23 protein-coding genes and 1 pseudogene are annotated in these 21,183 nt (G+C 72.6%); 10 read left to right on the forward strand and 14 right to left on the reverse strand.

Translation table 11 applies throughout. The features are described 5' to 3' along the window. Nucleotides 1-127 precede the first annotated feature (127 nt). Complete coding sequence (locus AB0R04_RS14495) at nt 128-1,066, reverse strand: SGNH/GDSL hydrolase family protein (RefSeq protein ID WP_363371087.1); 939 nt, start codon at nt 1,064-1,066, stop codon at nt 128-130. Nucleotides 1,067-1,377: 311 nt separating this feature from the next. On the opposite strand from AB0R04_RS14495, the gene AB0R04_RS14500 reads away from it, so the two are divergent. Further along, complete coding sequence (locus tag AB0R04_RS14500; protein ID WP_363371089.1) at nt 1,378-3,033, forward strand: FAD-binding dehydrogenase; 1,656 nt, start codon at nt 1,378-1,380, stop codon at nt 3,031-3,033. Nucleotides 3,034-3,054: 21 nt separating this feature from the next. Here the strand turns inward: AB0R04_RS14500 and AB0R04_RS14505 are convergent, their stop codons facing one another. Continuing rightward, a complete protein-coding gene (locus AB0R04_RS14505; protein WP_063347062.1) occupies nt 3,055-3,405 on the reverse strand; it encodes a metalloregulator ArsR/SmtB family transcription factor in 351 nt (116 codons plus the stop codon). Between the two features lie 118 nt (nt 3,406-3,523). Between AB0R04_RS14505 and AB0R04_RS14510 the strand changes: the two genes are divergently transcribed. From AB0R04_RS14510 to AB0R04_RS14520, 3 genes are all read left to right on the forward strand, one after another. Further along, on the forward strand, nt 3,524-3,928 hold the full coding sequence (locus AB0R04_RS14510) for a hypothetical protein (protein WP_063347061.1): 405 nt from the start codon (nt 3,524-3,526) through the stop codon (nt 3,926-3,928). Between the two features lie 150 nt (nt 3,929-4,078). Then, nucleotides 4,079-4,333: a hypothetical protein gene (locus AB0R04_RS14515; protein ID WP_063347060.1), complete on the forward strand. Its 255-nt coding sequence runs from the start codon at nt 4,079-4,081 to the stop codon at nt 4,331-4,333. A 196-nt stretch (nt 4,334-4,529) separates the two neighbouring features. Continuing rightward, nucleotides 4,530-6,197 carry a metallophosphoesterase family protein gene (locus tag AB0R04_RS14520; protein WP_363371094.1) on the forward strand — a complete coding sequence of 556 codons (1,668 nt, stop codon included), beginning with the start codon at nt 4,530-4,532 and terminating at the stop codon, nt 6,195-6,197. Nucleotides 6,198-6,287: 90 nt separating this feature from the next. Here AB0R04_RS14520 and AB0R04_RS14525 read toward each other — a convergent pair whose 3' ends face one another. Both AB0R04_RS14525 and AB0R04_RS14530 read right to left on the reverse strand, forming a co-directional pair. After that, nucleotides 6,288-6,620, reverse strand: a complete 333-nt coding sequence (locus AB0R04_RS14525; protein WP_363371097.1) for a YnfA family protein — start codon at nt 6,618-6,620, stop codon at nt 6,288-6,290. A gap of 31 nt (nt 6,621-6,651) precedes the next feature. Continuing rightward, nucleotides 6,652-7,866, reverse strand: coding sequence for a pyridoxal phosphate-dependent aminotransferase (locus AB0R04_RS14530; RefSeq protein WP_363371100.1), 1,215 nt, complete (start codon nt 7,864-7,866; stop codon nt 6,652-6,654). Nucleotides 7,867-7,963: 97 nt separating this feature from the next. Between AB0R04_RS14530 and AB0R04_RS14535 the strand changes: the two are divergent. Next, nucleotides 7,964-8,317: pseudogene (locus tag AB0R04_RS14535) on the forward strand (helix-turn-helix domain-containing protein); the annotation flags it as partial. A gap of 152 nt (nt 8,318-8,469) precedes the next feature. After that, a complete protein-coding gene (locus AB0R04_RS14540) occupies nt 8,470-9,309 on the forward strand; it encodes an SGNH/GDSL hydrolase family protein (protein ID WP_363371102.1) in 840 nt (279 codons plus the stop codon). On the opposite strand, the gene AB0R04_RS14545 is transcribed toward AB0R04_RS14540, so the two are convergent. Continuing rightward, the gene (locus AB0R04_RS14545) at nt 9,240-9,935 is read right to left on the reverse strand and encodes a GNAT family N-acetyltransferase (protein WP_363371104.1); all 696 of its coding nucleotides are present in this window, start codon (nt 9,933-9,935) and stop codon (nt 9,240-9,242) included. The two genes, AB0R04_RS14540 and AB0R04_RS14545, sit on opposite strands and share 70 nt — an antisense overlap. A 167-nt stretch (nt 9,936-10,102) precedes the next feature. Between AB0R04_RS14545 and AB0R04_RS14550 the strand changes: the two genes are divergently transcribed. Next, nucleotides 10,103-11,032, forward strand: a complete 930-nt coding sequence (locus AB0R04_RS14550; protein ID WP_363371106.1) for a pentapeptide repeat-containing protein — start codon at nt 10,103-10,105, stop codon at nt 11,030-11,032. A gap of 74 nt (nt 11,033-11,106) precedes the next feature. On the opposite strand, the gene AB0R04_RS14555 is transcribed toward AB0R04_RS14550, so the two are convergent. The 6 genes from AB0R04_RS14555 to AB0R04_RS14580 form a co-directional block, all read right to left on the reverse strand. Beyond that, nucleotides 11,107-11,367: a hypothetical protein gene (locus AB0R04_RS14555; protein ID WP_363371107.1), complete on the reverse strand. Its 261-nt coding sequence runs from the start codon at nt 11,365-11,367 to the stop codon at nt 11,107-11,109. 148 nt (nt 11,368-11,515) lie between these two features. Continuing rightward, nucleotides 11,516-12,250, reverse strand: a complete 735-nt coding sequence (locus AB0R04_RS14560; RefSeq protein ID WP_363371108.1) for a tyrosine-protein phosphatase — start codon at nt 12,248-12,250, stop codon at nt 11,516-11,518. 49 nt (nt 12,251-12,299) lie between these two features. Further along, entirely contained in the window at nt 12,300-12,971 is a 672-nt protein-coding gene (locus tag AB0R04_RS14565; RefSeq protein ID WP_363371110.1) for a TetR/AcrR family transcriptional regulator, read from the reverse strand. An 80-nt stretch (nt 12,972-13,051) separates the two neighbouring features. Beyond that, nucleotides 13,052-13,375, reverse strand: coding sequence for a hypothetical protein (locus AB0R04_RS14570; protein WP_363371112.1), 324 nt, complete (start codon nt 13,373-13,375; stop codon nt 13,052-13,054). Beyond that, a complete protein-coding gene (locus tag AB0R04_RS14575) occupies nt 13,372-13,872 on the reverse strand; it encodes a DUF6232 family protein (RefSeq protein WP_363371114.1) in 501 nt (166 codons plus the stop codon). Before AB0R04_RS14575 ends, AB0R04_RS14570 begins: the two co-directional genes overlap by 4 nt. An 83-nt stretch (nt 13,873-13,955) precedes the next feature. Next, nucleotides 13,956-14,996: a Scr1 family TA system antitoxin-like transcriptional regulator gene (locus AB0R04_RS14580; protein WP_363371116.1), complete on the reverse strand. Its 1,041-nt coding sequence runs from the start codon at nt 14,994-14,996 to the stop codon at nt 13,956-13,958. A gap of 170 nt (nt 14,997-15,166) precedes the next feature. On the opposite strand from AB0R04_RS14580, the gene AB0R04_RS14585 reads away from it, so the two are divergent. Continuing rightward, nucleotides 15,167-15,556 carry a hypothetical protein gene (locus tag AB0R04_RS14585; protein WP_363371118.1) on the forward strand — a complete coding sequence of 130 codons (390 nt, stop codon included), beginning with the start codon at nt 15,167-15,169 and terminating at the stop codon, nt 15,554-15,556. Here AB0R04_RS14585 and AB0R04_RS14590 read toward each other — a convergent pair. Then, nucleotides 15,550-16,251 carry an NAD(P)H-binding protein gene (locus AB0R04_RS14590; RefSeq protein ID WP_363371120.1) on the reverse strand — a complete coding sequence of 234 codons (702 nt, stop codon included), beginning with the start codon at nt 16,249-16,251 and terminating at the stop codon, nt 15,550-15,552. The genes AB0R04_RS14585 and AB0R04_RS14590 overlap by 7 nt on opposite strands. 114 nt (nt 16,252-16,365) lie before the next feature. Between AB0R04_RS14590 and AB0R04_RS14595 the strand changes: the two genes are divergently transcribed. Beyond that, a complete protein-coding gene (locus AB0R04_RS14595) occupies nt 16,366-17,079 on the forward strand; it encodes a TetR/AcrR family transcriptional regulator (RefSeq protein ID WP_363371122.1) in 714 nt (237 codons plus the stop codon). On the opposite strand, the gene AB0R04_RS14600 is transcribed toward AB0R04_RS14595, so the two are convergent. Further along, nucleotides 17,080-17,979 (reverse strand): aminoglycoside phosphotransferase family protein, encoded by a 900-nt coding sequence (locus tag AB0R04_RS14600; RefSeq protein ID WP_363371124.1) that lies wholly within the window; start codon nt 17,977-17,979, stop codon nt 17,080-17,082. A 64-nt stretch (nt 17,980-18,043) separates the two neighbouring features. Beyond that, entirely contained in the window at nt 18,044-18,481 is a 438-nt protein-coding gene (locus tag AB0R04_RS14605) for a PPOX class F420-dependent oxidoreductase (protein WP_363371126.1), read from the reverse strand. Nucleotides 18,482-18,648: 167 nt separating this feature from the next. Here AB0R04_RS14605 and AB0R04_RS14610 point away from each other — a divergent pair, with 167 nt between their 5' ends. After that, nucleotides 18,649-21,156 (forward strand): Tex family protein, encoded by a 2,508-nt coding sequence (locus AB0R04_RS14610; RefSeq protein ID WP_363371127.1) that lies wholly within the window; start codon nt 18,649-18,651, stop codon nt 21,154-21,156. The last annotated feature ends 27 nt before the right edge of the window (nt 21,157-21,183 follow it).

Consider the following 21,183-nt stretch of genomic DNA (forward strand, 5'->3'; position numbering starts at 1 on the left):
CCGGGAGGATGCGAAGGGCGCCGAGCGGGTCGTCGCGGGCATCACCGCCGAGGGCGGCCGGGCGATCGCGGTCCGGGCCGACGTGGCCCGCAGCGCCGGTCACCGCCCCCCTCGGGGTTTGCGGGGCCTACCGCAGCGCGGCGAGCACCGCGTCCGCCATCACCTTCTCGCCGGTGGCGTTCGGGTGGAACGGCACGGCGGGCGAGCCGGGCAGCGCGCCCTCGATCCAGCGGTCGTCCGAGCACACGTCGTGCCCGGCGGTGGGCGTGGCGGTGTCGACGTACGTCGCGCCGCCGGCCGCCGCGGTGGACTTGAGTGCGGCGTTCAGCTTGTCGAGCACGCCGTGCATGTACTCGACGTCGCCCGGGGTCACGGGCTGGCGCAGGATGCACGAGCGGCCGTCGGCGGGCAGCACGGACGGGTAGCCGACCAGCAGCACCCGGGCCCGCGGCGCCTTGGCGCGGATGCGCCGCAGCGTGTCGGCGACCTGCGGCGCGATGCTGCTGGTGATCCGCTCGGCCAGGTCGTCGTTGCCGTACTGCCAGGACCAGCTGCTCCAGTCCCAGTAGCCGTGGTGGTAGACGTCCTTGCAGGGCGTGCCGAGCGGGTTGACGACGGCGCCGGCGATGCAGGTGGCGACGAGTTCGCCGAGGCCGAGGTCGCTGGCCGCGAGGTCGTTGCCGCCGATGCCGAGGGTGACCAGGTCGGTGTCGGGGGTCACCGCGTCCAGCTGCGGGTCGTTGACCCGGATGAAGGCGTCGTACTGCGGCTGCGTCATGGCCTTGACCTTGGCGGCGGCGCAGGTGACGTCGGTGTAGGCGCCGGCCTTGAGGGCGGCGGCGACCAGGTGGCCGTAGTTGCGGTCGGAGCGCAGGCACAGGCCCGCCGACTGGCCGGGCACGCCCGCGCCGGCGGCGTAGGAGTCGCCGAGCGCCACGAGGTGCTTGGGCGCCGGGGTGGCGGCCTGGGCGCTGGTGGAGGTGAGCGCGAGGGCGGCGCCCAGGGCGACGGAGGCGAGCGCGGTGGAGCTGCGCAGGCGTCGGGGTTTCCGGGCAGGGCGGAGCACGGTTCCTCCTGGGGGGAGAGAAACGACGGGTGGGGGTCGGGCCGGGCCGCGGCTACTCGCAGGTAAGTTACTTGTTGGTTTCGTGGACGTCCATGCCGTGCGCGGAAATTTCCGAAATTCCGTCAGATCGCATTTCGCATTTCGCTCCACCGTGTATCGAAGACATTTCCGAAACGGTGTGGAGCGGAATTGCCGCACTCGGTTGTTACCGGCCGGTTGACCGGACGTCACCGCAGGCCGCAGTATCGGGCGCACAGCGACGGCGCCCACCCCGCGCGCGCCGTCCCGCCCGCCGCGACGGAGGACTGCGCATGGCCCTGGACGCCGACGTCATCGTCATCGGAGCAGGACTCGCCGGACTCGCCGCCACCGCCGAACTCGCCGACGCCGGACGGAAGGTGATCCTGCTCGACCAGGAGCCCGCGGCCTCGCTCGGCGGCCAGGCGCACTGGTCCTTCGGCGGCCTCTTCCTGGTCGACTCGCCCGAGCAGCGCCGGATGCGGATCCGCGACTCGCACGCCCTCGCCCGCCAGGACTGGTTCGGCACCGCCGGCTTCGACCGGCCCGAGGACGCCTGGCCGCGCCGCTGGGCCGAGGCCTATGTCGACTTCGCGGCCGGCGAGAAGCGCTCCTGGCTGCACGGCCTGGGCGTCCGGTTCTTCCCCGTCGTCGGCTGGGCCGAGCGCGGCGGCCTCCTCGCCGACGGCCCGGGCAACTCGGTGCCCCGCTTCCACATCACCTGGGGCACCGGGCCCGGACTGCTGGAGCCCTTCGTCCGCCGGGTCCGCTCCGCCGCCGCCCGCGGGCTGGTCGACCTGCGCTTCCGGCACCGGGTCACCGGCCTGGCCGCCACCGCGGGCGTCACCGACACCGTCACCGGCGAGGTGCTGGTGCCCAGTTCGGCGGCCCGCGGCGAGGCCAGCTCGCGCGAGGCCGCCGGACGGTTCGAACTGCGCGCCCAGGCCGTGATCGTGACCTCCGGCGGCATCGGCGGCAACCACGACCTCGTCCGCAAGGCCTGGCCCGCCCGGCTCGGCACCCCGCCCGCCAAACTGCTCTCCGGCGTCCCCGCCCACGTCGACGGGCTGATGCTCGGCATCGCCGGCGACGCCGGTGCCAGCCTCATCAACGGCGACCGGATGTGGCACTACACCGAGGGCATCGAGAACTGGGACCCGATCTGGGCCCGGCACGGCATCCGCATCCTGCCCGGCCCGTCCTCGCTCTGGCTGGACGCGCGCGGCAACCGGCTGCCCGTCCCGCTCTTCCCCGGCTTCGACACCCTCGGCACGCTCGACCACATCATGTCCACCGGGTACGGGCACACCTGGTTCGTGCTCAACCAGCGCATCATCGAGAAGGAGTTCACCCTCTCCGGCTCCGAGCAGAACCCGGACCTGACCGGGAAGTCCGTGCGCGGCGTCCTCGGCCGCGCCCTGCCCGGCGCCCCCGGTCCGGTCCAAAGCCACCTGCGGCACGGGCCCGACTTCGTCGTCGCGGGCAACCTCGCGGACCTCGCCCGCGGCATGAACGCCAGGACCCGCGAGGCGCTGATCGACCCCGCCGAACTGCGCCGCACCGTCGAGGCCCGCGACCGGCAGTTCGCCAACCCCTTCGCCAAGGACCTCCAGGTCACCGCCGTCCACGGCGCCCGCCGCTACCTCGGCGACAAGCTGATCCGGGTGGCCCCGCCGCACCGCATCCTCGACCCGGGCGCCGCCCCGCTGATCGCCGTCCGGCTCAACATCCTCACCCGCAAGTCGCTCGGCGGCCTGGAGACCGACCTCTCCGCGCGCGTCCTGCGCCCCGACGGCGAACCCCTCCCGGGCGTCTACGCCGCGGGCGAGGCCGCCGGCTTCGGCGGCGGCGGCGTCCACGGCTACCGCTCCCTGGAGGGCACCTTCCTCGGCGGCTGCCTCTTCTCCGGCCGCACCGCCGGCCGCGCGGCGGCGCAGGCCACGGCCTAGTGGACGCGGGCGGGTGCGGCCTCAGCGCTCGTCGGTGAGGCCCAGCCGCAGGTGCTCGACGTGGTACACGGCCTGGTCGAGGAGGGCGGCGACGTGGTCGTCGTGCAGGGAGTAGACCACCGAGCGGCCCCGGCGCTCGCCGACGACCAGGCCGAGGTTGCGCAGCAGCCGCAGCTGGTGGGAGCAGGCCGACTGCTCCATGCCCACGGCGTCGGCGAGTTCGGTGGCCGCGCGCGGTCCCTCGCGCAGTTCGGCGAGGATCAGCAGCCGGGAGGGGGTGGCCAGCGCCTGGAGGGTGGTCGCGACCTTGGCCGCGTTGGAGGCGTCCAGGCGCATCCGCGGTACGGCTTTCTCGGTGGTCGCGTGTCCCATGGGGGCATCCTACGGACCGCCGCCGAACCCCGGCACCCGGTACCCGGCAGTGCCTCTTGGCATGCCAGGTAGGCTGCGCGTGCAGCGTGCCCCGTGACCAGGAGGAGTTCCAGAGCCGATGAGCCGCCGAGACCGGGACCGCAAGCAGGCGGCCGCCTCCCCGGTGACCGTCACCGTCTGCCGGGGCTGCTGCTGCGGCACCGAGGCCAAGCACCCGGGGGTGGACCACGCCGGGCAGTACGAGCGGCTGCGGGCGGCGGTGGGTGCGGCGGGCCGGGTCCGCGCGGTCAAGTGCCTGGACGTGTGCACCCAGTCCAACGTGGTGGTGGTCGGCCCCTCCGGGGAGGGGCGGGCGGCGGGCGGGCGTCCGGTCTGGCTGGGCTTCGTGCTGGCGGACGACATGATCGACGAGATAGCCGCCTGGGTGCACGCGGGCGGCCCCGGGCTGGCCGACCCGCCCGGGCTGCTCGACCTCCAGCTGATCTCGGTGTCCCGCCGGGTCCGCGAGGGCCTGGCGGAGTAGCGGACGGTGGAGTCGATCCGTCCTCATCACGGTTGGGACGCAGCGGGGTTGGCCGATCCGGCGGCCGAGCAGGATCCGCTGGACGCCGCCCTCGGCGGTCCCACTACCATGACCGGTGGCTGCCAGCGGTTCCGCCCAGGGAGGACGACGATGACGACGGTCTGCCGGATCTGCGCGGGCACCGGCCGGACCGCCGGCCTCAGCTGCCGGACCTGTCAGGGCACCGGGACCACCGAGGTGGGCGGCGGGGGCGGCAACTGCTTCCTCTGCGACGGCACCGGGGTGTACGTCCGCTACCGGGTGGACGCGACCGGCGCCAAGCACGCCTACCGGGACGAGATCTGCCGCACCTGCGACGGCACCGGAAACCGGTCCCCCTCCACCTGGGACGAGCCCTCCGGCTGAGCGCCCCCGTCCGCGGCGGCGCCGACGGTGGCTCAGGCCGCGCCGCCGGCCGGGGCCATGATCCGGGGTCGGTCCGGTGCGGGCGCGCTCCTTTACCTGATCATGGTCGAACATTGGCGTTCGAATGGGCGGCGCGCTGCGGCCCGTTCACCCCGCGTCCGTGTGCGGTCAACACGCCGCTGGAAGAGTCCCGCGCATGGATATCCCTCACATGGGCGTACCGGCCAAGCTCGCCGACCGCATGAGCACGGCCGAGCAGCACGAGTACCTGCGGGCCCGCTTCTCCCGCCGCCGGATGCTGCGCGCCGGCGCCGTGACCGTCGGTGCCGTCGCCGTCGGCGGCGCGCTGGGCAGTGGAACGGCCTTCGCCGCGCCGGCGAGCCCGCAGCTGCTGACCGGTGCCACGACGGCCGGTGTCGACGGTTCGCTGGTCGCGCCGATCGGGCGCCACCTCCAGTTCGGCCCCGAGCCCGACACCCAGTTCCGCATCTCCTGGCAGGTCCCGGCGCCGGTCAAGAAGCCGTTCCTGCGCTTCGGCAAGACCCCGTGGGAGCTCAGCCACAAGCTCCAGGCCGAGGTCCGCACGCTGCACACCCCGGCGCTGAGCCCGAACAGCCAGCCGGTGGACCAGTACTACCTGCACGTGGCGCTGGAGGACCTGCACCCCGACACCACCTACTACTACGGTGTCGGCCACGAGGGCTTCGACCCGGCCTCGCAGCAGCAGATCTCCACCCTGCACACCTTCCGCACCGCGCCCTCCCGCGACCACCGCTGGGGCAAGGTCTACGAGCCGTTCACCTTCACCGCCTTCGGCGACCAGGGCGTCAGCTCGCACGCGGCCGGCAACGACCACGTCATCCTGGCCCAGAAGCCGTCCTTCCACCTGCACGCCGGCGACATCTGCTACGCCGACCCGGCGGGCTCCGGCACGGACCCCGACAAGTCCGTGTACAACGCCAGGACCTGGGACGACTTCCTGGTCCAGACCGAGACGGTCGCGGCGACCGTGCCGTGGATGGTCGCCTACGGCAACCACGACATCGAGGCCTGGTACTCGCCCAACGGGTACGGCGGCGAGAACACCCGCTTCTTCCTCCCGGACAACGGCCCGGACCCGCGCAAGGTCCCCGGTGTCTACACCTTCCGCTACAAGAACGTCGGCGTCATCTCGCTCGACGCCAACGACGTCTCCTACGAGATCCCGGCCAACCTGGGCATCTCGGCGAACAAGCAGACCAAGTGGCTGGAGCGCACCCTCAAGGACCTGCGCAACGACGAGACGATCGACTTCGTCGTGGTCTTCTTCCACCACTGCGCCTTCTCCACCACCGTCGCGCACGCCTCCGAGGGCGGCGTCCGCGAGGCCTGGGTGCCGCTGTTCGAGAAGTTCCGGGTGGACCTGGTCATCAACGGCCACAACCACATCTACGAGCGCACCGACGCGATCCTCGGCAACAAGGTCTCGAAGCAGGTGCCGAGCGGCGCCACCATCGAGCCGGCGAAGGACGGCGTCGTCTACGTGACCGCGGGCGCGGCCGGCCGCAGCCTGTACAAGTTCGACGTGCCGGACACCTACGAGGGGCACGAGAACCACCAGGACGAGGTGAAGACCTACTACTGGGGGAAGGGCAAGGTGAAGGTCCCCGAGACCATCCAGTGGTCGCGGGTGCGCTACACCGGCTACTCCTTCATCAAGGTCGACGTCACCCCGGCCCACCTGGGCCAGAAGTCGTCCATGAAGGTGACCGCGCTGGCCGAGGACGGCACGCAGATCGACAACTACACGATCCTGCGCAAGGTCGGCGAGGGCTGGGACTCGGACCACGACGACGACGGTCAGGGCGGCGGCTGGGGCTGGTAGTCCCCGAACCGGCTTGCCGGGCCCCGGCGTCGAGGAGTCCGCACCTCGATGCCGGGGCCCCGTGCGTGGAGGGCCCGGTGCGTAGGGGGCTCAGCGCCGGGGCCCGTACATGATCACCGCGACCCCGGCCAGGCAGACCAGCGCGCCCACCACGTCGTAGCGGGTCGGCCGGAAGTCGTCCACGACCACGCCCCAGAGCAGCGACCCGGCGACGAACACCCCGCCGTACGCGGCCAGCACCCGGCCGAAGTGGCTGTCCGGCTGGAGCGCCGCGACGAAGCCGTACCCGCCGAGCACCACCACCCCCAGCCCGGCCAGCCACCACGGCCGCTGCTCGCGCACGCTCTGCCAGATCAGCCAGCAGCCGCCGATCTCGGCGAGCGCGGCGACGACGAACAGGGCGACGGAACGCAGGACGGTCATGGCCGACAAGCCTAGGACGTGTCGTGTGCGCTCAGCTCTGCCGGTACGTCGCGAGGAAGCGGCCGATGCGGTTGATGGCCGTCTCCAGATCGTCGGCGCGGGGCAGGGTGACGAAGCGGAAGTGGTCCGGGCGGGGCCAGTTGAAGCCGGTGCCCTGAACGACGTGGATCTTCTCGCGGAGCAGCAGGTCCAGCACGAACTGCTCGTCGTCGACGATCCGGTGCACCGCCGGGTCGAGCCGGGCGAAGGCGTACAGGGCGCCCTTGGGCTTGACGCAGCTGACGCCGGGGATCTCGTTGAGGGCCTTGTAGGCGACGTCACGCTGCTCGGTGAGCCGGCCGCCGGGCAGCACCAGGTCGTTGATGGACTGGTGGCCGCCGAGCGCGGCCTGGACGGCGAACTGGGCGGGCACGTTGGGGCACAGCCGCATGCCGGAGAGCATGGTCAGGCCCTCCAGGTAGTCGGTGGCGTGCTGCTTGGGCCCGGAGACGACCAGCCAGCCGCTGCGGAAGCCGGCCACCCGATAGGCCTTGGAGAGGCCGTTGAAGGTGAGGGTGAGGACGTCGTCGGCGAGGGCGGCGAGGCAGTGGTGCTCGGTGTCGTCGTAGAGGATCTTGTCGTAGATCTCGTCGGCCAGGACCATCAGCTGGTGGCGGCGGGCCAGGTCGAGGATGCCCTCCAGCAGTTCCTTCGGGTAGACCGCGCCGGTGGGGTTGTTGGGGTTGATGACGACGATGGCCTTGGTGCGGGCGGTGATCTTGGCGGCGATGTCGTCGAGGTCCGGGTACCAGTCGGCCTGCTCGTCGCACAGGTAGTGCACGGCCTTGCCGCCGGCCAGCCGGACCACGGCCGTCCACAGCGGGTAGTCCGGCATCGGAACGAGCACCTCGTCGCCGTCGTCGACGAGCGCGGTGACGGCCATCTGGATCAGCTCGGAGGCGCCGTTGCCGAGGTAGACGTCGTTGACGCCGACCCCGGTCACGCCGCGCTGCTGGTAGTACTGCACCACCGCGCGGCGGGCGGGCAGGATGCCGCGCGAGTCGCTGTAGCCGTGCGCCTTGGGCAGGTTGCGGATGATGTCCTGGATGATCTCCTCGGGCGCCTCGAAGCCGAACGGCGCCGGGTTGCCGGTGTTCAGCCGCAGCACGCTGTGCCCGGCCTCCTCCAGGGCGTTGGCCTGGTCGACCACCGGGCCGCGGATCTCGTAGCACACGTTGTTCAGCTTGCTGGACTGCCGAAACTCCACTTGCGGCCTCCCGACCGTCACCACCGCATCGTTGCTGATGCTTTGTTCTACCAAGTTGTCACTTGGAAAGTCCAACCTTTTGGCTATGCTGATCCACATGTCACGCCGAAGCTACGACCAGTACTGCGCCGTCGCCCGCGCCCTGGACGCGGTGGGGGAGCGCTGGAGCCTCCTGATCGTCCGTGAACTCCTCGGCGGCCCGCGCCGCTACACCGACCTGCACGCCGACCTGCCCGGCGTCTCCACCGACATCCTCGCCGCCCGGCTCAAGCAGCTGGAGGGCGACGGCCTGGCCCTGCGCCGCCGGCTCGAACGGCCCGCCAACGCCACGGTCTACGAGCTCACCGAACGCGGCCGCGAACTGCGCCCGGTGATCGAGGCGCTGGGGGAGTGGGGCCTGCCCGCCCTCGGCGAGCAGCGGCCCACCGACGCCGTCCGCGAGCACTGGTTCACCCCCCGCACGGCGGACGACGGGGCGCCCGTCGCGGGTTAGGGTCCGGTGCCGGTGCCGGTGCCGGTGCCGGGGTCCGATGCCGGGGCCCGGACCGGCCGCGCGTAGCATCGTCGGGCCACGGAGCCATCGGAGGAGAGCGGAGACCGCCCGTGCCCACCACCTACCGCAGTTACGTCGCCGTCGGGGACTCCTTCACCGAGGGCATGTGCGACGACCTGCTGCCCGACGGCCACTACCGGGGCTGGGCCGACCGGGTCGCCGACGCGCTCGCCGCCGAGGCCGGCGGTGACGAGGTGTTCCGCTACGCGAACCTCGCCGTCCGCGGCAAGCTCATCGGCCAGATCCACGACGAGCAGCTCCCCGCCGCCACCGCGATGGGCGCCGACCTGGTGACCCTCGTCGGCGGCCTCAACGACGCGCTGCGCCCCGGCTGCGACATCGCCCGGGTCGAGCGGCTGCTCGGCCGCTGCACCGAGGAACTGCGCGCCACCGGCGCCACCGTGGTGCTGTTCACCAGCACCGACCCGACCCGCAGGATGGCGGGCAGCGCCCGGCTGCTCCCGGCCATCCTGCGGATGAAGGCCTTCGTGCACGAGCTCGGCCAGGACGAGGGCGTCGCCGTCGTCGACCTGTTCGCCGCCCCCTGCTTCGACGACCGCCGGCTCTGGGGCGAGGACCGCCTGCACCTGTCGCCCGAGGGTCACCGCCGGGTCGCCGAAGGGGTGTTGGAGGCGCTCGGCCGCCCCGCCGCCTTCGACTGGCGCGCCCCGCTGCCGCCCGCCGCCCCGCCCGGCCGGGCCGAGCGGCTGCGCGCCGACGCCCGCTGGCTGGGCGGCCACCTGGGGCCGTGGATCGGCCGCCGGCTCACCGGGCGCTCCTCCGGCGACGGCCGGCCGCCGAAGCGGGCCGAGCTGCTGCCCTACTCGGCTCCCGGTCCGGCGGCGGACTCGGTGGCGGGTTCGGGCGCGGGCTCGACTGCGGGCTCGTAGAACAGGCTCGCCATCGGGGAGCGGGTGGTCCAGCCGAGCGCGGTGTAGAGCGCCCGGCCGTCCGGGGTGCCGACCAGGACGGCGGTGTCGGCGCCCGCCTGGTGCCCGGCGTTCTGCAGGGTCCGCATCACCAGGGCGCCCAGGCCCCGGCGCCGGTGCTCGGGCGCGGTCAGGATCTGGTCCGGGACGGCCACGGGGCCGGCCAGACCTGCCTGGCCGCGTGCGGCGAGGTGTCCGGCCTCGGTGCGGACCAGGGTCCGGACGATCCCGCCCCGGGTCCAGGTGGTCACCGTGTAGCCGGCCGGCACCTCGGGCCGCTCGGCGCCCAGCGGGGCGGTCATCAGGTACCCCGGCTGGTCGAGCCGCCACTGCGGGCCCAGCCAGGGCCGGACGACGGCCTCCTCGGTGAACAGCTTCAGCCAGGTGCCCGGTGCGGTGGTGGCCTCGGCGATCTTGCGGACGTCGGGCTCGGCCGGCTCGAGCAGCACGTGCCGGGCGACGTGGCCGACCACGCCGACGTCGATCGTCCAGCCCCAGGGCTCGTCCACCGCTTCGGCCGCGCCGCGCGAGACGCTCCAGCCGGCGATCCACATCCGGACGAGTTCGTTGATGCTCGGGTCCTGCACTCCTACCCCCGTATGCCATGGGCGCACTGCGCCATGGGTGCACCTCGTAATAGGCGCACTGCCGATTGACACCTTACCGGGGGTGGGGTGGGTGTGACCAGCGCCCAGTAGGCTTGGCGGTTCGACGCACCGGACGGCCGGTGCCCACGCTGGAAGGACCACGCGACGTGCGCGAGACCGAGCCGCCGCAGCACCCCACGGCGGCTCAGCCGACCGAGCTGCGTTCCGACTGCACCAGCTGCTTCGGCCTCTGCTGCGTCGCCCTGCCCTTCGGCGCCGGTACCGACTTCGCCGTCGACAAGGCCGCCGGCAGCGCGTGCCGCAACCTGCAGACCGACTTCACCTGCGGCATCCACGAACGCCTTCGCGACCGGGGCTTCCAGGGCTGCACCGTCTACGACTGCTTCGGCGCCGGGCAGCGCGTCTCCCAGGTCACCTTCGGCGGCCGCAGCTGGCGCGAGGCGCCGGCCGACGCCAAGCCCATGTACGACGTCTTCCCGGTGGTGCGCCAGCTCCACGAACTGCTCTGGTACCTCACCGAGGCGCTCGGCTACGCCCCTGCCCGCCCGGTCCACGCCGACCTGCGGCAGGCCCTGGAGGAGACCGACCGGCTCGCCGGCGGCACCCCCGAGGAGATCCTCGCCGTCGACGTCCCCGCCCACCGGCAGCGCGTCAGCGACCTGCTGCTGCGCGCCAGCGAACTCGTCCGCGCCGCCGTCCCCCGCCGCCGCGAACACCGCGGCGCCGACCTCTTCGGTGCCCGCCTGCGCGGTGCCGACCTGCGCGGGGCCAACCTGCGCGGCGCCCTGCTCGTCGCCGCCGACCTCAGCGGCGCCGACCTGCGCCTCGCCGACCTCGTCGGCGCCGACCTGCGCGACGCCGAGCTCTCCGGCGCCGACCTCACCGAGGCGCTTTTCCTCACGCAGGCCCAGCTGAACGCGGCCCGCGGCGATGCCACCACCCGCCTGCCGGCCACCCTCACCCGGCCCACCCACTGGCCCGCCACGGCCCCCGCCCCGGCGGCCGCCGCCACCGGCGCGCGCGGCCCCCGCAAGCCGCGCAACGGCGGCCGCCCGGGCGGCCCGCGCCGCCGCTGAGGCCCGCCGCGCCAACGGTCGAGCCCGCCCGGCAGGTGTCTGCCGGGCGGGCTCGGTGTGCCTGGTGCCTGGTGCTAACAGCTGTGCGCGGCGGAGGGGCGCTTCGCCGCGATGTACGGCTTGCCCATGTGCGCGACGACGTCGGCCGGGCAGGTCTTGATCCAGTTGGAACCCGCGGTGTGGTTCTTGACCTTGGCGTCGCTGCAGTACTCGACGCGGTCGGCGGTCTTGAAGCACTGGTAGCCGGGGTACCCCGCCGCCGAGGCGGTGTTGACGCCGGTGAACAGGCCGGCCGCGGCCAGCAGGGCGACGGGCAGAACGGAACGCATCCTCATGGGTTTCTCCCGTTGGTTCGTCTGGGCAGTGGCCCGATCCTGGCAGCGCGGCGGAGGCGGGGGCAATGCGACATGACATGTTTAGGTCAACCTGTGTTCGAGTGAACTCCATTCACCTTCTTGGCCGTTGACGATCTATCAGGCAAGGTCAGGCCGTGAGCAGGCGGGAGCGGAGGGCGGCTATCCGGGCGGGGGAGAGGCCGAGGGCGCCGGTGGCGTAGTCCTCGACCGAGCCGTGGCGGGCGGCGAGGTCGGCGAGGGCGAGGCGGATGACCGTCTCGGGGGCGCGTCCGTAGCCGGGCCAGCGAAGGGTGCGGCCGGGGTGGGCGGCGTGCCACTCGGCGATGAGGTGCGGGGTGGCCAGCTCGGTGAGGGCGAAGTCGGCGGCGATGTCGTCCTCGGAGACGCCGAGCAGGGTGAGGACGAGGGCGGCGATGAGCCCGGTGCGGTCCTTGCCGGAGGCGCAGTGGAAGGCCACGGGCTCCTCGGCGGCGGTGATCACCTCCAGGGCCTCGCGGATCTCCTCCACCCCGTCCTCGGCGACCTCGGCGAAGCGGTCGGCGAGGTACCGCCAGGGGTCGACGTCCGGGTCGATCTCGGCCTGGTCGTAGGGGCGGTGCTCGATCGAGAGGTTGTGGTAGACCAGCCCTTCGTAGTCGGGCACCCGGCCCTTGGCGGCGATCTCCCAGGGGTAGCGGAGGTCGATCACGGTGCGCACGCCGAGGGCCTGGAGCCGGTCGAGGTCGGCGGGCGAGGTGAGCTTGCCGAGCGAGTCGGAGCGGTAGAGCAGGCCCCGGCGGACGGACCGGCCGTCGGTGGCGGGGTGGCCGCCCAGGTCGCGGAAGTTGTGCAGCCGTTCGAAGGTGAGCTGACGCATTGTCATGCGCGGCACTCTAACCAGCGGTGCCCGTGGGGCCGGTGGGGCCTCCGTGTCAGGCGGGGCCCCAGCGCCCGGTGGGCCCCGGGTGCCCGGCGGTGCCTTCGTAGCCGGCGGTGAGGAGTTCGAAGGCGCGGTCGGCGTTGGTGGCGGCCTCGAAGTGGAGTTCGTCGGCGGTCTGGCCGTCGTCCCGGATCCGGTGCCAGTTGTGTTCGGCGAGGACCCGCTGGGTGGCGGTGACCTGGGCGGCGAGGAGGGGGGCGGTGAGGCGCCGGGGCGGGGCCAGGTCGGGGGCCTCGTGCAGCGCCCGGGCGAGGGACTGTTCGGCGCGGGCGAGGTATTCGGCGCCCCGGGCCTTCAGGCTCGGCGTGGAGTACACCAGATCGCTGAACGCCAGGACCCGGGGGTCGTCGTTGAGCCCGGTGATGGGGTCGCGCCGGGCGAGCCCGTCCAGGAAGTCCCGGTGCAGGGCGGCCAGCACCGTCTCGCCGGCCGCCCGGCCGCGGACCACGCCGGCGGCCTGGTCCTGGTGGTCGGCGAAGCGGTGGACGACCAGGTCCTCCTTGGTGGAGAAGTAGCTGAACAGCGTCGGCTTCGACACCTCGGCGGCGGCCGCGACGTCCGCCACCGGGACCGGGTCGAAGCCGTGCTCCAGGAAGAGCGCGATCGCGGCCTCGGAGATCGCCCGCCGCGTCCGCTCCTTCTTCCGTTCCCGCAGTCCGCTCATGGCGTCAGGCTAGCAGGATTCCTTGACTGAGGAAGGTCTCTGACCCGGTGTGACTTTCGGGCCTGGCCGCCCGCCGTCGCTCAGGAACTCAGCGAGTCCAGGATGCGGCGAATCGACTCCACCACCGGGGCGCCGGCGGCGGCGAGGGTGGCGACGCCGGAGATGTTGCGCAGGGCGCGGCGCAGGGTGGCGGGCGGGGTGGCCTGCCCGTTGCCGAGGTCCGCCAGCGACTCGTCCAGCACCTCGCGGTCCTCGGCCGGCACCTGCTCGCGCAACTGGCGTACAGCGGCGATGAGTTCGCGCATCGCGGCCTGCGGGTCGGCCGGGCCCTGGTGCTTGATGATGCCGATGTTGTGGTCGCCGTGCTGGGTGACCGAGTCCCCGAAGTGGATGCCGCCGCTCACAGGCTGACCTTCTTTCCGGTGTTGTGGTCGCCGTACTGGTTGATCTGGTCGCCGATGTGGACGTTCTCCACCTGGAGCGCGAACTCGGCCAGCGGGTTGTCGATCGCTTCCATGATCAGCTGGATCAGGTTGCCGACCTGCTGGGCGTCGTGGCTGACCACCGCCGTGTTCGAGGAGCTGGAGGTCTCGATGATCAGCTGGTAGACCGTGCGCATCTGCAGCCGCTTGACCAGCCGGTAGAGGCTGGCCGCGAAGAGCGCGAGCGCCACCAGGCCGATCACGTTCTTGGTCGTCTCCTGGTTCGCGCCGCTCCCGAGCAGCGAACCGAGGAGGGCGGTGGCCACCAGCAGGCCGATCACCTGCCGGACGAACCGGATGATCACCCGCGCGCGCTTGGGCGGCAGCAGCTGGAACTGCCGGGCCCGGGCGATGTTGTGGAGCGGATAGGCGTCGCCGCCCACCCACAGCACCCGCCGGCTCACTCTGACGTCGATCACACTGCTTCTGCGTGCCAAGTCGTCCCCCTACCCGTAGTGGCGGGGAGAACCATAGCAACGGCCGCCGCTGGTGGCAGCCCCCGTCAGTGCAGTCGGCCGGTGCGGACGGCGTCGATGAAGGACTGCCAGGCGACGGGGCTGAAGTCGAGGACGGGGCCCTCGGGGTCCTTCGAGTCACGGACGAGCCGCCCGGGGCGGGTGGTCGCCACCTCGACGCAGTTGCCGCCGTTGTTCCCGCTGTAGCTGGACTTGCGCCATGGGGCGTCGGTCTTGGTGGCGATCATGTTGAGAAGTCCTTCCCTGACGCTGCGGATCCGATCGGCGCTCTCACGCGGCGACAGCGCGTTTGCCTGGAGCAGATCATAGGCCCGCTGCTTGCGCTGGACTTCCATGGGATCTTCGATGAAGTGTCCCTGGTCCAGGCTCTCGGAATAGAGCCTCGTCCGGCCGTCGGGGGAGGTGAGGAAGGAGACGAGAGTGTCGAACGGGATGCGTTCGCCGAGGCTGAACGGCGCGATCTGAATGACGACATTCGGCATCCGACCAACCGTCAACAGGTGGCCGAGCTGCTCGTACATCACCTCGGGACCGCCGATGAGCGAGTGCAGTGCGGCCTCGGAGTGGACGACCATGAGGAGCGGGCCCCCAGGGGCCGTCAGTCGGTGCTGGCGGGCGATACGTGAGGCCACCAGCTCCTCGACAAGTTCGGGGTTGCCCGCTGCGTCACCCGATCCAAGCAGTGCGCGGGCGTACTTCTCTGTCTGGAGGAGTCCTGAGATGAGGGCCACCTGGAACTCGCCGATCTTCGAGGCCTTGTTCTCGTAGCCCGCGTAGCGTCGGAACCAGTCGGGGTGTTCCACCCGTGCGTACCAGTCGATCTCCTTCCAGAGATCGATCAACTGGCCGCCCGTCTCCAGCAGTCGGTCCGCTGCGAGGACGAAGTCCTCCTGCGGGTTGCGGGTGCCGGCCTCGATGCGGGAGATGTGCGGGCGGCTGCACGGGATGAGGACCGCCAGCTGACCCTGTGACATCCCCTTCGACTCTCTCAGCTGCTTCAGCACCGCGCCGAACACGGCGCCCGCACTCGATCGCAGGTTTGGGTTCGTGAACTTCTTGCGGGTCACGGCGCAGGCCCCCTGTGTCAGGACGTTCCCTGGAACCGGCTGATCACTCGTCACCAGCACGGTGACCGCCGATGCTTAATCATGGAACTGATCGCGCAATCGCACTAGTGAGTGCACGAAGCGGCCTGCCCGCGCGCGAAATCCTCAATGCATCCAAAGGTGGCACCGCTATGCCCGAAGCCCTTGACAGAGCCCTCGCCGATCAGCTGTGCACGCTCCCGCGACATCCTTCCTCGCCGACCGCCGCCCGGGTGGTGCTCCGGGGGTTCCTCTCCGACCTCAAGGACGGTGAACACTACGCGGGCGACGGCGAGTTGATCGTCACCGAGCTGGTCGCCAGTGCGGTCCGGACTCCCCCCGCACACCACCTCATCGACGTGCTCTTCGAGTACTCCGCCCCCGCCGGCCTCTGGATCGAGGTCACCGCCATCGGGCAGTCCGACCGCGCGGGGCCGGACTGCCCGGGTCTTCGGCTGGTGCGGCGGCTCTGCGCCGCCTGGGGGTGCGACCCCGCCGAGGGCCGCTCGTGGGCCCGGTTGGCCCCGCCCGTCGCTCAGTAGCCGATGGTGAAGCGGCGCTGGACGAACCGGGGGAGTTCGGCCTCGTCGACGAGGGCGACGGCGGCGTCCTCGGCGGAGATCCGACTGAGGCCGTCGGCGTCGAGGACGGGCTGGTCGCCGCCGATGCGGAAGCGGTCGGTGCGTTCGCCGGGGGCGATCTGCTCGGCGGGGCTGAAGTAGGTCCAGAGCCGGTTGGAGGTGCGCAGGACGTTCAGGGCGTCGCGGTGGCCGCGGACGGCGGCGGCGTACTCGCGGGGGATGCCGATCTCGTCGAGTGACTCGTGGATGAGGTCGTCGTGGTCGGCGCGGGCGACTCCGGGGGCGATTTCGAGGCTGCCGGCGCCGCCGATGACGATGAGCCGGGTGCGGGGTTGGCCGTTCAGGGCCTTGAGCAGGGCGCGGGCGGCGGTGGCGTAGACGGTGGGGTCGGCGATGGAGCGCTGGATGGTGTCGGCGATGTCCTTGGCGCCGTTGCCGGGCTGGAATCCGCTGATCAGGACGTCGAGGCCGGGCAGGGCGGCGGCGATGCTGTCGGCGTCGAGGGCGTCGATGCTCGCCCAAGTGAGGTTTTCGCGCTGGTCGTGGATGGCGGAGGCGTCGCGGCTGAAGGCGGTGACGCGGTGTCCGCGGCCGAGGGCTTCGGTGACGATCCGGCTGCCGATGGTGCCGGTGGCTCCGATGACTCCGATGTGCATGGTTCTCCCCTTGGTCATGCTGGTGGGCGGCCCGAGAATCTCACGCCGTGCGAAAACTATACGGTGTGAAGTTTTCATACGGCAATCGGCATGGTGACGCTGTAGAGTGAGCGCATGGCAGGCACCCGAAGCACCGGGCGGCGTGAGCGGCTGCGGGCCGAGACGACCGCCGAGATCAAGAGCACCGCCCTGGAGCTGATGGGCTCGGGCGGGCCCGACGCGATCACCCTGCGGGCCATCGCCCGCGAGATGGGCATGACGGCCAACGCCATCTACGGCTACTTCGCCACCCGGGACGACCTGGTCACCGCGCTGATCGCGGACGTCTACACCGCGCTCGCGGACGCCGTCGAGGCCGCCTGGAGCGCCGCCCCGGCGAAGGATCCGGCGGCCGGGATCCAGGCCTGGGCGCACGCCTTCCGCGACTGGGCGCTGGCCAACGCCGAGGGCTTCCGGCTGATCTACGGCGACCCCGTTCCGGGGTACCGCGCCCCGGAGGGCGGCGCCGCGCCCGACGCCGCCCAGCGCGTCTGCGTCGGTATCGCCGGCCTCGCGGCGACGGCTTGGCCGAAGGTCGGATCACCGGGCGCGGACGGCGACTTCGTCTGGGCGGACTTCGACCCCGGCCTGCTCGACAAGGTCCGCCCGGCCTTCCCCGAACTGCCCCCGGCCGGGGTGGCGCTGGCCCTGCGGATCTGGGGCCGCCTGCACGGCCTGGTCTCGCTGGAGGTCTACGGCCACCTGCGCGCCCAGACCGCCAGCCCGGACAAGCTCTTCGGCTCCGAACTGGCCCAGCTGCTCGGCTCGTTGGGCCTCAAGGCGGACTGATCAGGTGCTGCGGTCGGCGAGCACCTCGCGGACGACGTGACGGGCGTTGGCGGTGAGGCCCGGATTGGTGTGACGGTAGTAGGGGATCGTCACCAGCGCGATGGAGAAGGCCCAGGCGCGGCCGCGGGCCCACATGGCGTCATCGGCGCGGAGGGCGGCGCGGAAGGCGGGGCGGGCGGAGGCGGGCAGCAGGTTCCAGGCGACGATCAGGTCGGCGGTGGGGTCGCCGACGCCCATCAGGCCGAAGTCGAGGACGGCGCCGAGCCGGCCGGACCGGTCGAGCAGGAGGTTCCCGGGGGTGAGGTCGCCGTGCATCCAGGAGGGCGGGCCGGCGTACTCGGAGAGGCGAAGCGCCTTGTCCCACAGGGCGGTTGCGGCGTGGGTGTCGACCGCTCCGGCGAGTTGGGCGATGGCCGCGCGGGTGGCGCCGTCGCGGGAGGCGAGCGGGACGCTCCGGTGGCCGGCCGGGCCGCCGGCCGGGTTGACGGCGCGCAGGGCGTTGACGAAGGCGGCGAGGTCGCGGGCGAGTGCGCCGGGAGCGGCGAGGGCGCCGGCGACCGGGTTGGCGCCCTCGAACCAGCGGAGCACCGACCACTCCCAGGGGTAGCCGGCGGCGGGCCGGCCGACCGCGACCGGGGCGGGTATCGGCCGCGGCAGTCGGGGGGCCAGCGCGGGCAGCCACTGCTTCTCGCGGCGGACGTCCCCGGCCGCCCATTCCACCCGGGGGAGCCGGACGGCGAGTTCGGGCCCGAGGCGGAACATCGCGTTGTCCGTCCCGGTGGAGGTGACCGGCGTGACCGGCAGGCCGACCCAGTCCGGGAACTGGGCGGAGATCAACCGCCGTACCAGGGCCGCGTCGATGACCAGTCCGTCGGGGTGCATCCGGGTGGCAGCGCACATGCCCGGCAGCGTACAGCGCGGATCGGTGCCCTTCAGCGGATTCCCGGAATGCGTACGGCCGGCCTCAGTTCAGCGTGACCCGCACGCCGATCGTCCCGCCCTTGCCGAAGCGCAGCACGTTCGCGGTCAGCGCGATCGCGCACAGCAGCCCGTACTTGCGGCGCAGCAGCTTCCGGTAGGCGGGCGCGCGGCCGGGGTCGAGGACGGCGGTGGCCGGGACCTGCTCGCCGAGCAGGGTGCCGCGGATGTCGCTCGGCCCGACCAGCACGTCGGAGCGGTTGCGCAGCCGCTTGACCTTGCCGGTGCGGGTGACGGTGGTGAAGACCAGCGCGTCGCCGTCGCGCGCCACCCAGACCGGCGTGGGCACGGGGGTGCCGTTCTTGCGGTGGGTGGTGAACAGCAGGTACTTGGCGGCGGCGAGTTCGCTCAGCCGGGCGGCGGCGTCCGGCGAGGGGCCGGCGTTCGGGGCGGGGGAGGCGTCCAGTGCGGGGGAGGTGTCCATGCGCGTCAGCGTAGGAAGGTGCAACGGGGCACTGCTTGAGTCTGGTTGGGGCCGCGGGCGGACGGCGCCACGCCCGGCCGCCCCGGGTGCGGCCGGGAGCTGTCCCCGGCACCTGCCAGAATGCAGGGCGTACGGCGAAAGCACTGAAGGAGAAGGTGACCGGCTTCGTGACCACGCCAGTCGAACAGGTGGCCCGGCAGGCCCAGCAGGCGATCGAGCGCAAGATCGCCGAGGAACTGGGCGTTCGCGACGGGCAGGTGAAGTCCGCGGTCGAGCTGCTCGACGGCGGCGCGACCGTGCCCTTCGTGGCCCGCTACCGCAAGGAGGTCACCGGCTCCCTGGACGACGCCCAGCTGCGCACCCTGGAGGAGCGGCTGCGCTACCTGCGGGAGCTGGAGGAGCGCCGGGCGGCCGTCCTGGAGTCGATCGGGGCCCAGGGCAAGCTGGACGACGCGCTGCGCGCGCAGGTGCTGGCCGCCGATTCCAAGGCCCGGCTGGAGGACATCTACCTGCCGTTCAAGCCGAAGCGGCGCACCAAGGCGCAGATCGCCCGCGAGGCGGGCCTGGAGCCGCTGGCCGAGACGCTGCTCGCCGATCCCTCGCAGGACCCGGCGGCGCTGGCCGCCCGGTTCCTGAACGAGTCCGTCGCCGAGCCGGCCGCCGCGCTGGAGGGCGCCCGGGCGATCCTGGTGGAGCGCTTCGGCGAGGACGCCGACCTGGTCGGTTCGCTGCGCGAGCGGATGTGGACCCGGGGCCGGCTGGTGGCCACCGTGCGTGACGGCAAGGAGCAGGACGGCGCCAAGTTCGCCGACTACTTCGACTTCGCCGAGCCGTACACCAAGCTCCCCTCGCACCGCATCCTGGCGATGCTGCGCGGCGAGAAGGAGGAGGTGCTGGGCCTAGACCTCTCGCCGTACGACGGCGAGGAGGGCGATCTGCCCGGCGAGAACGACTACGAGCGGCGGATCGCCGCCCGCTTCGGCATCGCCGACCACGGCCGCCCGGCCGACAAGTGGCTGGGCGACACCGTCCGTTGGGCCTGGCGCACCCGCGTCCTGGTCCGGCTCGGCATCGACCTGCGGTCGCGGCTGCGGGCCGAGGCGGAGGAGGAGGCGGTGCGCGTGTTCGCCGCCAACCTGCGCGATCTGCTGCTGGCCGCGCCGGCCGGCACCCGCGCCACCATGGGCCTGGACCCGGGCTTCCGGACGGGGGTGAAGGTCGCGGTGGTGGACGCCACCGGCAAGGTCGTCGCGTACGACACGATCTACCCGCACCAGCCCGCCAACAAGTGGGACGCCGCGCTCGCGACCCTGGCCGCGCTGGCGAAGAAGCACGGCGTCGACCTGGTGGCGATCGGCAACGGCACCGCCTCCCGGGAGACGGACAAGCTCGCCGAGGACCTGCTCAAGCGCCACCCCGAGCTGAACCTCACCAAGGCGATGGTCAGCGAGGCGGGCGCCTCGGTCTACTCGGCCTCCGCCTTCGCCTCGCAGGAGCTGCCGGAGCTGGACGTGTCGATCCGCGGCGCGGTCTCGATCGCCCGCCGCCTCCAGGACCCGCTGGCCGAACTGGTCAAGATCGACCCGAAGTCGATCGGGGTCGGCCAGTACCAGCACGACCTGAGCGAGGTGAAGCTCTCCCGTTCGCTGGACGCGGTGGTCGAGGACTGCGTCAACGCCGTGGGCGTGGACGTCAACACCGCCTCGGCGCCGCTGCTGACCAGGGTCTCCGGCATCACCGGCACGCTCGCCGACAACATCGTGGCCCACCGCGATGCCAACGGCCCGTTCCGCACCCGCCGGCAGCTCAAGGACGTCTCCCGGCTGGGCCCGAAGGCCTTCGAGCAGTGCGCGGGCTTCCTGCGCATCCCCGACGGCGACGACCCGCTGGACGCCTCCAGCGTGCACCCCGAGGCGTACCCGGTGGTGCGCCGGATCCTGGCGTCCACCGGCGGGGAGCTGAGCGGGCTGATCGGCAACGGCGAACGGCTGCGGGCCCTGCGCCCGGGCGACTTCGCCGACGAGGTCTTCGGCATCCCGACCGTCACCGACATCCTCGGCGAGCTGGACAAGCCGGGCCGCGACCCGCGCCCGGCGTTCCGCACCGCGACCTTCAAGGAGGGCGTCGACAAGATCGGCGACCTGGAGGTCGGGATGGTGCTGGAGGGTGTGGTCACCAATGTGGCCGCGTTCGGCGCCTTCGTCGACGTGGGCGTCCACCAGGACGGACTGGTGCACGTCTCGGCGCTGTCGAGGACCTTCGTCAAGGATCCGCGCGAGGTGGTCAAGCCGGGCGACATCGTGAAGGTCCGGGTCGTCTCGGTGGACGTGCCGCGCAAGCGCATCGGGCTGACTCTGCGGCTGGACGACGAGGTCGGTCGCGACCGGGGCGGCGACCGCGGTGACCGGGGCGAGCGCGGCGGTGACCGTTCCCGGGGCGGCGAGCGCGGTGAGCGGCAGGCCCGCCCGCCGCGCCAGGAGCGCCGGGGCGGCGGCCAGGACCGGCGCGGTCAGGGCGGCGGCTCCGGTGGCTCCGGTGGCTCCGGCGGTTCGGGCGGCTCGGGCGGTTCCGGCGGCGGCGCGTCGCTGGCGAACAGCGCGATGGCGGACGCGCTGCGCCGGGCGGGCCTGACCGGCGGCGACGCCTCGGGTGACCGCCGCTCCGGGCGGCGCTGAGCGGCTCAGTGGCTGAGCGGCTGAGGC

This window comes from Kitasatospora sp. NPDC056731 (assembly GCF_040687675.1).
Classification (GTDB): domain Bacteria; phylum Actinomycetota; class Actinomycetes; order Streptomycetales; family Streptomycetaceae; genus Kitasatospora.